The sequence below is a fragment of the Cryobacterium melibiosiphilum genome (assembly GCF_003602235.1).
GTDB lineage: Bacteria > Actinomycetota > Actinomycetes > Actinomycetales > Microbacteriaceae > Cryobacterium > Cryobacterium melibiosiphilum.
The window spans coordinates 82,896-95,591 of the sequence record NZ_QZVS01000084.1 but is presented as its reverse complement, the minus strand read 5'-3'; the positions used below and the strand labels follow the sequence as shown (position 1 = coordinate 95,591).

Annotated in this window: 11 protein-coding genes; 5 read left to right on the top strand and 6 right to left on the bottom strand. The window is 68.0% G+C overall.

The annotated features are described in order from the left end of the window. Positions 1–43: 43 nt before the first annotated feature. Both tatA and D6T64_RS11445 read right to left on the bottom strand, forming a co-directional pair. Positions 44–250, bottom strand: coding sequence for a twin-arginine translocase TatA/TatE family subunit (gene tatA / locus D6T64_RS11450; RefSeq protein WP_119974799.1), 207 nt, complete (start codon positions 248–250; stop codon positions 44–46). Positions 251–356: 106 nt separating this feature from the next. Further along, entirely contained in the window at positions 357–1,118 is a 762-nt protein-coding gene (locus D6T64_RS11445; protein WP_119974798.1) for an AfsR/SARP family transcriptional regulator, read from the bottom strand. Between the two features lie 146 nt (positions 1,119–1,264). Between D6T64_RS11445 and D6T64_RS11440 the strand changes: the two genes are divergently transcribed. Further along, complete coding sequence (locus D6T64_RS11440; protein ID WP_119974797.1) at positions 1,265–2,224, top strand: caspase family protein; 960 nt, start codon at positions 1,265–1,267, stop codon at positions 2,222–2,224. Positions 2,225–2,986: 762 nt separating this feature from the next. On the opposite strand, the gene D6T64_RS11435 is transcribed toward D6T64_RS11440, so the two are convergent. Further along, a complete protein-coding gene (locus tag D6T64_RS11435) occupies positions 2,987–4,660 on the bottom strand; it encodes a gluzincin family metallopeptidase (protein ID WP_119974796.1) in 1,674 nt (557 codons plus the stop codon). A gap of 131 nt (positions 4,661–4,791) precedes the next feature. Here D6T64_RS11435 and D6T64_RS11430 point away from each other — a divergent pair, with 131 nt between their 5' ends. Both D6T64_RS11430 and D6T64_RS11425 read left to right on the top strand, forming a co-directional pair. Next, a complete protein-coding gene (locus tag D6T64_RS11430) occupies positions 4,792–6,141 on the top strand; it encodes a S8 family serine peptidase (RefSeq protein WP_119974795.1) in 1,350 nt (449 codons plus the stop codon). 33 nt (positions 6,142–6,174) lie between these two features. Beyond that, entirely contained in the window at positions 6,175–6,408 is a 234-nt protein-coding gene (locus D6T64_RS11425; RefSeq protein WP_119974794.1) for a ketohydroxyglutarate aldolase, read from the top strand. Between the two features lie 32 nt (positions 6,409–6,440). Here D6T64_RS11425 and D6T64_RS11420 read toward each other — a convergent pair whose 3' ends face one another. Together D6T64_RS11420 and D6T64_RS11415 are read right to left on the bottom strand one after the other, a co-directional pair. Beyond that, the gene (locus D6T64_RS11420; RefSeq protein ID WP_233551095.1) at positions 6,441–7,322 is read right to left on the bottom strand and encodes a cytochrome b/b6 domain-containing protein; all 882 of its coding nucleotides are present in this window, start codon (positions 7,320–7,322) and stop codon (positions 6,441–6,443) included. A 291-nt stretch (positions 7,323–7,613) separates the two neighbouring features. Then, complete coding sequence (locus D6T64_RS11415; protein WP_147364530.1) at positions 7,614–8,876, bottom strand: Acg family FMN-binding oxidoreductase; 1,263 nt, start codon at positions 8,874–8,876, stop codon at positions 7,614–7,616. 140 nt (positions 8,877–9,016) lie between these two features. Here D6T64_RS11415 and D6T64_RS11410 point away from each other — a divergent pair, with 140 nt between their 5' ends. Beyond that, positions 9,017–9,847 (top strand): SDR family NAD(P)-dependent oxidoreductase, encoded by an 831-nt coding sequence (locus D6T64_RS11410; protein WP_119974792.1) that lies wholly within the window; start codon positions 9,017–9,019, stop codon positions 9,845–9,847. Between the two features lie 3 nt (positions 9,848–9,850). Here D6T64_RS11410 and D6T64_RS11405 read toward each other — a convergent pair whose 3' ends face one another. Continuing rightward, positions 9,851–10,816, bottom strand: coding sequence for an ornithine cyclodeaminase family protein (locus tag D6T64_RS11405; protein ID WP_119974791.1), 966 nt, complete (start codon positions 10,814–10,816; stop codon positions 9,851–9,853). A 77-nt stretch (positions 10,817–10,893) separates the two neighbouring features. Here D6T64_RS11405 and D6T64_RS11400 point away from each other — a divergent pair, with 77 nt between their 5' ends. Continuing rightward, positions 10,894–12,681, top strand: a complete 1,788-nt coding sequence (locus D6T64_RS11400; protein WP_119974790.1) for an AMP-binding protein — start codon at positions 10,894–10,896, stop codon at positions 12,679–12,681. Positions 12,682–12,696 lie beyond the last annotated feature (15 nt).

Here is a 12,696-nt window from a genome sequence, read left to right as displayed (position 1 = left end):
ACGCCGATGGGCTGAATCGATGGGCTGCGCCGGCGAATCGAACCTAGGAGGTCGGTTTCTCCGGTGACGTGTCCGGCTTGGTGTCGGCAGTCGCCTCGCCGGCCGGCGGGTCGCTGCGAATTTCGGACTTGAAGATCTTCATCGACTGGCCGACGCTGCGCGCGAGCGCCGGGAGTTTGGGCGCACCGAAGAGCAGCAGGACGATGAAGAGGATGACGATGAAATGCCATCCGCTGAGGTTGCTGAGCATGAACGGGCTCCTCGGTTCGACGGATTCGGCATAGTCTGCCGAAAGCTTGTGTCAGTGTACCCGTCGCGTGTGGGAGGCTGCCCTGAGAGATGGCTGCGGGTCGGACTCAAACCTGCGGTGTGCTCCCGACGAGGTCGCTCGCGAGGGATTCACTGGCGACCAGATCGCGGCCGAGCAGTTCCGCAAAGCGGGGCGAGGGTTCCACCCCCAATTCGGTGCCGAGGCTGCGCCGAAACTCTCGGTAGGCCCGAAGCGCGGAGGCGTGATTGTCTTCGGCGAGGTGCCCCCGCACCAGGATGAGTTGTGCGCTCTCGCGCAGCGGGTCGATCGCGGTCGCCGCCCGAGCGGCGCCAATGGCAGGGCCGACGTCGCTGTGGTCCAGGTGATGACGTGCCAGGGCCTCCAGTGCCTCGACGCGTTGCTGCTGCAGGCGGTCCTGTTCGCGCAGCACCCAGTCTTCGTACCAGCCCGGCAGTAGGTCAGCGGATCGCAGCACCTCGGCCGCATCGGCGGCGACAGCGAGCTGAAGGTCGGGCCGAGCCGCGGCATCCGTGATGTCGTCGATGAGACGACGCACCCCGTGCAGGTCGACGCACACTGCGGATTCGAGCTGAAGGGGGTCAATCGGCCGCACCAGGGCGGGCAGGTCGTGGGTGATGCGGAACAGGCTCGCACGCAGGTTTCCGGCAGCCTGCAGTTCTGTGCTGTCTGGCCAGAGCAGTCCGGCCACGACGTGACGCGAGCGGGCACCCAACAGGGCAAGAACGGAGATCAGGCGTTTCTGTCGTGCTCCGACGTCTACGGTTTGCCCGTTCCGCCGCAATTGCCAGCAGCCGAGCACAGTGAGGTTCCAAGCTGGCGCTCCCATGGAGACATGGTGGCGAGGTCTCGGTGCCTTGTCAATGAGACTGCCTTGTCAATGACGTCGGGCGGGTCGACAATGTCTGCGTTCGCGTTCCCTGAGCTCATCAATCGGGCGGGCAAGCGGTGTGGGGCGAACGGTCGGGAGGAATCATGTCCAGTCTCGCGGTCTGCGTAGGGATCAACCAGTTCGAGAACCTGCCCACCCACAGCTGGTTGAACGGTTGTGTGAACGACGCCGACGATCTCGTGTCGCTCCTCACACGGCACTACGGTTTTCGTGACAGCGAGGTGACCCGGCTCACCGATTCGGCGGCCACCAAATCCGCTGTACTCGGGGCGCTGACCGACGCAATGGGCCGGGTACGCACGGGCGAGGTCTCGCACCTGGTGTTCTCGTTCTCCAGCCACGGCACCCAGGTGCCTGACGAGAACGCGGACGAGTCGGACAGCGTCGATGAGGCCTTCGTCACGTACGACATGCGCCAATCGGGGGACAACTGGGACCCCGCATCGCTCATCGTCGACGACGAACTGCACGACCTCTTCGCCCTGCTTCCCGAGAGCGCCCTGCTCGACGTGATCCTCGACACCTGCCACAGCGGCACCGGACTGCGTGCAATCGACCTGCTCCCCAGCCGTCGCCCCCGTTTCGTTCCGCCGCCGACACCGATCGCGGTCGAACGCGCGGAGGCTGCAAACTCGCGGTCGTTCCGCGATCTGGTGCGCGCGGCGACGGACACGGGCGACGAGAGCGAACAGGGCTCCGGGCATCCTGCCCTCTTCGCAGCCTGCCGCTCGAGCCAGACTGCGGCCGATGCTAGTTTCGGCGGCCGCTACAGCGGCGCCTTCACGCACTTCCTGATCCAGGCGCTGCTGGCCAACCCCTACCTCACCCGGGCCGACATTCTGAAACAGGTCAACACCGACCTGCGGGCCGAGAAGTTCACCCAGCGTGCCCAGCTTGAGGCTCCGGCCGCAGGCAAGCGGATGCCGTGGGGCAGCCCCTTCGCCCGGGCCGCGGCACAGGAGCCCGCCGGACGCAACGGGCGTGAGTCTGGCGGGAGTGACGCTGCCGGCGCACAGACACAGGCCAGGGACGACCGCAACTGAGTCGGACCTCCCACCAGCCCCGAAAACCATCGGTCCGGATGTCATCGGGTCGACGGTCGAGCACGTGGCCAGCTAGCAGCCGCCGTCGGAGGCGGCGCAGGGCGCGCGCCCCACTCATCCATCAATCTCNCAGCTAGCAGCCGCCGTCGGAGGCGGCGCAGGGCGCGCGCCCCACTCATCCATCAATCTCCCTGGTCGAAACCACGGTGGGCCAAACCTCGGACTGTGGGTCGGCTCGCCGTGGTTTCGACACGGGCGCGCCAAAGACATGCGCGCCCTGCTCAACCAGCGAAAAGGGGGTGCCCGTTGATCTCGCTGGTTGAGCCTGCGCGCGAAGCGCGCTGGTCGAAACCCGGTGGGCCAAACCTCGGACTGTGGGTCGGCTCGCCGTGGTTTCGACACGGGCGCGCCAAAGACATGCGCGCCCTGCTCAACCAGAGAGAAGGGGTGCCCGTTGATCTCGCTGGTTGAGCCTGCGCGCGAAGCGCGCTGGTCGAAACCACGGTGGGCCAAACCTCGGACTGAGGGTCGGCTCGCCGTGGTTTCGACACGGGCGCGCCAAAGACATGCGCGCCCTGCTCAACCAGAGAGAAGGGGGTGCCCGTTGATCTCGCTGGTTGAGCCTGCGCGCGAAGCGCGCTGGTCGAAACCACGGTGGGCCAAACCTCGGACTGAGGGTCGGCTCGCCGTGGTTTCGACACGGGCGCGCCAAAGACATGCGCGCCCTGCTCAACCAGAGAGAAGGGGGCCGCCCGGGCCGATCTAGGCGGTGGCGGGCGCGATATGTGGGTGGAACGTGGTTCCAGTGACCTGCGGGACGGCGGCTGCGGCATCCGCTGCCTCGAGTTTGGCGCGCTGCCGGGCCAGCGACGTGGTCGGCGCGACGGCGGCGAAGCTGAGCCGGCCGCCCTCGTCGAAGCGCAGCAGGCCGCCGCCGCGGATTAGCACCGGGCCGGCAGCGGGTAGCCCGGCGCGGCGGGCCTCGGCGCGGTCGAGCAGAAATTCCTGCGTGAAGCTGGCGCCGATTTCCGAAACGACGAAGCCGTCGGGGCTGACCCGCACACTTGGCCGGACCCGGTCGACGCTGATGGACCGGGTCGGGTCGATGCCGGCCGCCGTCATGAGGGCCGGGTTTTCCCAGATCAAGCGCAGCACCTCCTCGGGGTCGCTCGCGAGCGCGGCGAGACGGATTGGATACCGCAGCGCGGAAGCCAGGGCCGCCACGTCGATCGGGGCAGCCCGCAAGACTCCGATCGCCGCGAATGCCTGCAGAACGGCGTCGCGGTACCGGCTCTCGTCCTGTGGAACGAGCTGTTCGTCGGCGGACAGGATGCCGTGCAGCAGGTCTTCCCAGGTCGTATCCACCGGGGGCAGGTAGCCGAGGCCCCGCACCAGCATCGCCAGGACCCGGCGGCCGATCACGGCGCCGGCAGCGGCGACCTGATCGAGGCCGGCCCGCCCGCCGGGCCGGGCGAGGCGTTCCAGCCAGAGTCGAACCACGACGGACAGGAGGGCGTGCACGACCGGCTGGCTGCGCGCGTGCGGGCCCGGCAGGGTGCGCCAGTCGTCGGCAATGTCATCGGTCAGGCTGTTGCGTGAGGCCCCGGCCTGTGCTGCGCTGTTCTGGGCACCGCCGGCTTCCGGCGCACGATGAGTGGCGAGTCCGTCGGCAAAACCGAACAACCGCTCCTGCAGCACATCGGCTGTGATGCCCGCCAGGTCGGCCGCGGTCGGATCGGGCGGCAGCGCACCGGCCAGCAGCTGCCCGACCCGCTCGTCGGCTGAGAACACCGACAGGATCGCCACCACATCGGCGACCGCTTCGTGCAGGGCGAGCGTGTCGACCCCCGCGTGCGCGTCGGCCCACTTCGGCCGGTACCCGTCGAGAATCGCGTGGGTGACCTCGTGCGCCACGATGTCACGAAAGAGGGCCAGCGGCACCTGACGGCGTTCGTGGGTGTCGGACCGGTGCCCCAGACGGATGCGCCGCTCGGCACGGTCGTACCCCGAGTCGTTCGCTGCGACCGGGTCATAGGCCGAAATGGACAGGCGTTTGCCGCCGGCCCAGCTCATCCGTCGGCCGAGCGTGGATTCGAAGACGGAGAGCGTCGACGCGGCCACGGCGTAGACGTGCTGGGCCAGGAACCGGCGGTCGCCGAGCAGCTCGGCCCGGCGCGGTGGCGGCGGCCGGTCGACACAGCCCCACGGTGAGTCGGGAGCGGCGAGTCCGGCCAGGTCGCCCGGGCTGGCCGCCTTCGGAGCCCGTGCGGGGTGGTGAACCGTGATGGCGAAGCGGGCGCTCAACAAGGTGGACCCGTCGAGCACAATACGTTCGCCGGGCAGCCGTAACCGGGTGAGGAGGACGCCGGTCGGCCCGCGTGTTTCCGGACCTTCAGCGAGGGCAGTGAGCGAGATCAGGTCGTTTTCGATGGGCACGTGTGCACGGTGTACCGGTCTCCGGTGGCTGTCAAGTGGCTTGATAACGCCCGGGTAACGCCTCGATAACGGCCCGATCGGCAAGCTGACGGCACATGTGAAACCGCTGTACCAGCGAAAGGAGCACCACCATGATTGAGCCCGGATCAGAGAACTTCGCCCGCGGAACCGGACGCCCTCCCGGCAGTGAGGTACTCGAGACAACCGGTCGCTTCATCGTCGTCTTTGATGAAGGCGAGGGTGACCCTACCGCCACCCTGCGCAACGCGGGCCTCGGCAACGTGGCGAATTCGCGTGACTTCAGCAACCAGTCCGTCGACCCGCTCGAGGTCGAGAACGCCGATGCCACCATCTTCTCGGAGCTGGGTATCGCCGTCGTGTCCGCCGACCGTGGACAGGTGCGCAGCTTCGCGCACTCCGCCGAGGACCGCGGCCCCATCCAGTCGATTTCCCCCGAGCTCGTTCACCACATCCAGAAACGGCAGGGCACCCAGACGTCGACCGGCCAGGGGCAGAACAGCCAGGCCGGCCAGCAGGCCGGCTTCCAGACGGCGACGCGCACCGACTTCGGCGCGAACCCGCTCGCGTTCCAGGACTCGCCGCAGTTCACCTGGGGCCTGCAGGCTACCCAGGTTCCGTCGTCGCCGTGGTCGGGCCGCGGAATTCGGGTCGCGGTGCTGGACACCGGGTTCGACTCGACGCACCCGGATTTCGCGGGACGTCAGATCACCACGCAGTCGTTCATCCCCAACGAGCAGGCGCAAGACGGCCACGGCCACGGCACCCACTGCATCGGCACGTCCACGGGAACCAACGCCCCGGGCAGCGGCCCCCGCTACGGCATCGCCTATGGCGCGGAAATCTTCGTCGGCAAGGTGCTCAGCAACGCCGGCTCCGGCAGTGACGGCGGCATCATCGCCGGCATCAACTGGGCCGTCGCCAACAAGGTGCCGATCATCTCGATGTCGCTGGGAGCCAACGTGCCGCAGGTGCACCCGCCCTACACGGCGGCCGGTCGCCGCGCCCTCAACAAGGGCTCGCTGATCATCGCCGCCGCCGGCAACAACGCGGCCCGGCCACAGGGCAACTTCGGCTTCGTGACCCCGCCGGCGAACAGCCCGCACATCCTTGCCGTCGCGGCGCTGCAGCAGAACCTCGACGTGACCTTCTTCTCGGCACGCACCCTCGCGGAGCGCGGCGGACAGGTGGACATCGGCGGTCCTGGTTTCCAGGTGCACTCGTCGTGGTTGATGCCCGCGAAGTACAACACGATCAGCGGCACGAGCATGGCGACACCGCACATCGCCGGCCTCGCGGCGCTCTGGGCAGAGGCGACCGGGTTCCGTGGGCGTGAACTGTGGGCCACGCTCGTGCAGGAGGGCCAGCGACTGCTCGCCCCCTCCGTCGATGTGGGGTCGGGCCTCGGCCTGGCACCGCAGCGCGGATCCCGCAGCGTATCGTCGGACGATGATTCCCGCTAGCCGCAGCCGCAGCCGAATGCGAGGACCAGCGCCATGGTGAATGTCAGCGTCGTCGTTGACGACGGGCACGCCGACGACCTCGACCGGGTCGCCGAACGGCTGCGCGCCAGCGGCATGGCGGTCGACGCTGTGCTCGACGAGGTCGGCATCATCACGGGGAGTGTGCGCCCGCAGGATCTGGCGGCCGTACAGGAGGTGGAGGGTGTGGCATCCGTCACCGCTGACAGGCAGGTGAGCCTGCCGCCGCCGGATTCCGACATCCAGTAGCCGGGCCTGCCGCCCGCTGACTCTCAGGCACTCTATTCGGGGTGTTGGCGGGCGGGGCGGTGGATCACGGTTCCGGTCAGTGCGGCAATCGCGCGCACGACCCGCGGGCGGGCCGCGGCCCAGACGACGAGCGTGAACACGAGAGCGGCGGCGAAGATCCCGAAGCCCAGCCAGCCGTCGCCGTCCTGGGCGGCATACATGTGGTTGAGGTTGCGCAGGGCTCCGGTCGTGAACACCAGGAACACGTGCACGATGACGAAGACGACGAAGAAGATCATCACGGCCATGTGCACGGTGCGGGCGACACGCACCGGAAACAGTGCACTCAGGCGGCGGCTGGTCCACGACGGCGACAGGCGAAGCCCGGTGAACAGGGCCAGCGGAGCTGCCACGAAGACGATCAGAAAGTAGCTGATCGTCTGAAGAGCGTTGTAGTTGACCCAGCCGTTCTCCATCGGCCAGTCCAGCGACGCGTACTGCAGCGCGGCCGACAGTACGTTCGGCACGATGTCCCAGGTCACCGGCACGAGGCGCAGCCACTGCCCGGTGGTGAACAGCAGCACGTAGAACAGCGCTCCATTGAGCACCCACAGGGCGTCGAACGTGAGGTGCACCCAGACGTTCAGGCCGATTCTGGTCGGCGGGCGTTTCGTGCGGAGCAGCCCGTCGTTCTTCCGCTTCCAGAACGTGGTCGGCCGACCGCTGCGCCGGAGCTGCCAGCCGGTGCGGATGATGAAGAACAGGAAGAACGCGTTCAGGCCGTGCTGCCAGGCCAGCCATGCCGGGATCCCCACCGGTGCCGAAGCGGGAAGCGTCGTCGTGCCGGGGTATTCGCCGAGGAATGACTGCACGTCGGGCAGAGAGCGGATGCCCCGGGCGGCCAGCACGATACCGGCCAGCACCACGAGTGCCACCGGAATGACCCACAATAGGCGCAGCCACCGGTTTCGCGGGGGAGTCGCGGAGCCCGGTGCGGCGGGACCCGTGGGTGCGGTGGGGCCCGTTCGTCCGCTGTCCCTCGGTCGCTGCATGGTGGATCGCTCCGTCATCGATTGACCCGAACGAGTACTCTCATGACCTAATTCCTGCGGGCAGTATGGCGCGTGCAGGGGGTTTCCCACACTGCTTTGCAGCCTAGCGGTCACCGGGTTTTCGCCCGAGGTCTGGCGACCGTGAAAAATTGGGACGTAACATTTGGGTCAGGGTCAGCGCAGCAGCGACTCGACATCGCGGCGCATCGTGACGGGGTATTCGGTGGTGGCGGTGCCGACGCGCACGAGCATCTGCAGGGTGGCCCCGGCCGGCGCGTACTCGGAGTGGATGGCCGCATAGGGTTCGGCCATGGACTCGTACTCTTCGAGCACCTGGCTGATGGGCTGCACCACGAGGCCCAGCGTGCGGGCCCGCAGGGACACTGCGCCATAGAGCAGGCCTGCCTCAACCTGTTCTGTGCGGGAGTTTCCGGGGGTGCTGATCAGCGCATAGGCCGGGGTTGCCGCGGCAGCGGCGGTGGCCATCGCCACGTCGCGGGTGGCGGCGCTGTCGGCGGTGTTCATGCTCGGCAGCAGGGTGAGCAGGCCCTGAAGCAGGTATTTCATGAAGCCCGAGGTGCCCTGCCCCTCCACGGCGAATCCGTACCGGGAGTCGTTCTTCTCGTTCTCGTTCGTGCGAAACAGGCCCGCGGACTCGCTCGCGACATCCGCATTGCCGGACTCGATGGTGGTGCCCTGCACGCCGAAGGCACCGAGTGTGGCAACGTCGGCGGCCTCGGTGAACAGGTCGAGGCGGGCGACGGATGCCCCAGCCGTGTCGGAGAACGCGCTCACCTGATCGGCGCTGAGGGTCTCATCGCTGTACGGGCTGCGGTTGGTGTCTGACAGGAAAAGCGAGTCGAAGTCGGCGGCCAGAGCGTCTCCGGTGCCGGGCTCGTCGGAGTTCAGCACGAGTCGGGCCACGGGGCGCTCGGTCATACTCACTGCCAGGTTGGCTTCGTCATATTCGCCCTCGGGAAACAGCTCGATGGCCACGCCGATGCCAAGGTGCGCGGCACCCACCGTCAGGTACTGCAGAAACGTGCCCTGGGAGACCACAATCTGCCGCGATACCGGGTCGACGGCCGGCGTCAGCCGTTCAGCGTCGACGTAGAGCGAGAACACGTCGGCGTCGGTCGAGTCGAGTTCGATGATCCACGGCTGCATGTTGTGGCTGTTCGGGGCGAGCAGGCCGTAGGCGGCCAACTGCACCCGCGGGTCGTCACGCTGCGCCGCGTAGTCGGCGGCCCACGGTTCCAGATAGTGCGGAGTCGCGAAAAGTCCGCCGACGGTGAGTACGGTCACGAGCAGAATAGCGACCAGCCCGACGACGGAACCGGAGATGATCAACCAGAGGCGGCGCATCCGGTGCCGACGCGGGTTCTGAATTGAAACCGGCGGCTGGGTGGCTGGGCGCTCGCGGGTGCTGTGTGTCATGGTGCTTCCATCATCTGGCTCTGCATCACCCGGGGTATAGAGCCGAACGTCCCGCACCGAAGGTCCCCGATCCAGAACCTCCAGCCGGCGAACGGATGCGTGGGGTAGCGTTGCCGGCCCAGCCTACGGAAAGAGTGCCAATGTCGAAACGAACCATCGTCATCACCGGGGCGAGCGATGGCATCGGCGCCGCCGCGGCCCGCAACCTGAGCCGCCGCGGCGATAACGTCGTGATCGTGGGGCGCTCGGCCACCAAGACCAGGCAGGTCGCCGACGAGCTCGGCGCGGACTTTTTCGTGGCCGACTTCGCCGTTCTTGCCGAGGTTCGGGCTCTCGCCGCGACCCTGCTCGAGCGCTACCCGCGCATCGACGTGCTCGCCAACAACGCCGGTGGCATCATGGGAGCACGCCAGAGCACCGTCGACGGCAACGAGAAGACCTTCCAGGTCAACCACCTCGCCCCATTCCTGCTGACCAGCCTGCTCATGGACCGGCTCGTGCAGAGCCACGCGACCGTGATCAATACCTCGAGCGCGGCCAACTCGCTGCTCGGCAACCTGGTGATCGGTGACCTCAACGCGACGAGCGGCTACTCCGCGAACAAGGCGTACGGCGACGCGAAGCTCGCCAACATCCTCTTCACGACCGAACTGCACCGGCGCTTCCACGAGCAGGGTGTCTCGACGGCTGCCTTTCACCCGGGCGGCGTCGCGACCGGCTTCGCGACCGGCTCGACGAGCGTGATGCGCCTCGTCTACACGACCTGGCTCAAACGCTTTCTGAAGACGCCGGAGCAGGGCGCCGACACGCTGGTCTGGCTGGCGACGACGAAGCCGGGAGTGGACTGGGTATCGGGGGAGTACTACGACAAGCGCACGGTCGCGAAGGCGAACAAACAGGCCGACGACGCCGGGCTCGCCCGCGAGCTTTGGGAGCGCAGCCTCGACCTCGTCGCCGCCCCCGTGGTCTGACGTTCAGCCCGCGGTCGGCGGCGGCGTCTCGTAGACGAGTGCGGCGACCACGAGGTCTTCCCAGGACATTCCACTGCTCGTGAAGACGCGGGGGCGGTCGGTCGCGACCGGCACGGCATCCGTCAGCACGCTCTTGAGCGGCACGAGCGCTGACTCCTTGATGACGCCCTCGCCGAGTGGGATCAGCACGTCGCCGCCCTCGCGCAGAGCCACGGCCCGGTCCTCGACGACCACCTGGGCGCGGGAGATGAGGGCGGAGTCGAGCTCGCGGGCATCCGCTTCATGGGAACCGACCGCGATGATGCAGCAGTCGGTGGGCACCAGGGTTCCGTCGAAAAGCGGCTCGCGGGCCGTCGTAGCGCAGACCACGAGCTGGGCATCCTGCACGTCGCCGGCCGCTCCGACGCGCGCCGGCAGCCCCGATGCCTGCACGCGGGTCGCGAAGGCTGCCGCCCGATCCAGGTTGCGGGCCACCACGGTGACGCGACCGATCGAGCGGATGCTGCGCATCGCCGCCACGTGCCCCCAGGCCTGCGGCCCGGTTCCGAACACCACGAGGTGGTCGACAACCGCCGGCGCGAGCACGTCGGCTGCGGCTGCGGACACGGCCGGAGTACGGAGCGTCGTCACCATTGCCCCGTCGAGCAGCGACAGGGGGCTGAGCGTGGCGGCATCCATCAGCAGGTAGACGCCCTGGATGCGCTCCCGGCCGAGCGCCGGGTTGCCCGGCGCGACGGAGGCGACCTTCACGCCCACATACCGCGGCGATTCGGTCGGCATCAGCAGTAGCTGCCCGTGATCGAGGTCGAGGATGCCGCGGGGAAAGTCGGTCGCCGGGTCGAATGCGCCGCGCAGGGCGGCCTGAATCGCTCGCACAGCGGCGCCGTAGCCCACCCGGGCCGTGATCTCCTCGGCCGAAATCCACGGCAGGGCGGGCGGCTGGACGGGGTCCGAAAAGTCGAGTGTCATCCCTCGATCCTGCCACCGGGCACACCGGCGGCGTTCCGTGCCCGCGGCGGCATACGAACTTTGCGAGAATGAAACCTATGACTGAATCGGAATACTCGGCAACGCTGCCGACGCAGGGCGCGACCACGCCGTCTCGAGCCACCAGCGCCTACCGCGCCGCCCGCGACCAACTGCTCGCGCTGCGCGACAACCACGCGCAGGCCGCAGCCGACTTCGAGTGGCCCGCCGTGGGACCCACCTTCAACTGGGCCACCGACTGGTTCGACGTCATCGCCACCGGCAACGACCGCATCGCGCTCTGGATCGTCGAGGAAGACGGCCGCGAGCAGCAGATCAGCTTCGCCGACATGAAACTCCGCTCCGACCGGGTGGCCACCTGGCTGCAGCAGAACGGCGTCGGCATTGGCGACCATGTCATGCTCATGCTCGGCAATCAGGTCGAGATCTGGGAATCCATGCTCGCCATCATGAAGGTCGGCGCGGTCATCATGCCGACCTCCGACATGCTCGACGCCGGCGACCTGGTCGACCGGGTGACGCGCGGTGGCGTGCAGCACGTCATCGCCAACGCGCACGACACCCACAAGTTTGCCGAGATTGCGGGGGATTTCACGCGCATCCGGGTGGGAAAGGCCGCCGCGGCATCCGTTGCTGCACAATCAGGTGACGGATGGCTGGACTACGCCGCCTCCGCCGCAGTCACTCCCGCAGAACTCGGCGTGAGCGTCGCCTCCGACGATCCCTCTCTGATCTACTTCACCTCGGGCACCACGAGCAAGCCGAAAATGGTGCTGCACTCGCAGACCTCGTACCCGGTCGGGCACCTGTCGACCATGTACTGGCTGGGCCTCCAGCCCGGCGACGTGCAGCTCGCCATCAGCTCACCCGGCTGGGGCAAGCACGCCTGGAGCTGCTTCTTCGCCCCATGGATCGCCGAAGCCACGGTGTTCGTCTACAACTACTCCCGGTTCGACCCGACCGCGCTCACCGCGCAGCTGCACCGCGCGAAGGTCACGACGTTCTGCGCGCCGCCGACCGTCTGGCGCATGCTGATCCAGTCCGATGTGGGCAGCAAGCCTGCTGCCCTGCGCGAACTGCTCTCGGCCGGTGAACCCTTGAATCCCGAGGTGATCGCCCAGATCACCCGCGCCTGGACCCTCACCATCCGCGACGGCTACGGCCAGACCGAGACCACCGCGATTGTCGGAAACGCGCCCGGATCCGAGCTGCTCGCCGGTTCGATGGGGCTGCCGCTGCCCGGCGTTGAGATCGCGCTGCTTGACCCGATCACCGGGGCGATCGCCGAAGAGGGCGAAATCTGCCTCGCGCTGTCGGACCGGTCCGTGAACGTCATGACCGGTTACCACGGCGACGCGGCTCTCACCGCGCGCGCCACCCGCGACGGCTACTTCCGAACCGGCGACGTCGCCCGTCGCGAACCCAACGGCTACCTCACCTTCATCGGCCGCACCGACGACGTCTTCAAGTCCTCGGACTACAAGGTGTCACCGTTCGAGGTGGAGAGCGTGCTGCTCGAGCACCCGGCCGTCGCCGAGGCGGCCGTGGTTCCGGCACCGGATGCCACGCGCCTCAACATCGCGAAGGCCTACGTGCACCTTGCGGCCGGCTGGGAGCCTACCCGCGAGACGGCCCTCGCGGTGCTGCACCACGCCCGCGTCGGCCTGCCGCCCTACATGCGGGTGCGCCGGGTCGAGTTCGTCGAACTGCCGAAGACCAGCTCAGGCAAGATCCGCCGCGTCGAGCTGCGGGTGCGCGAGAACGTGGCCGCCCAGCAGGGGGTCGCCCTGCCCGACGAGTGGCGCGATGACCAGTTCCCCGAGCTGAAACGCCCCGAACCGAAGTAGCGTTCGTCGAACCGT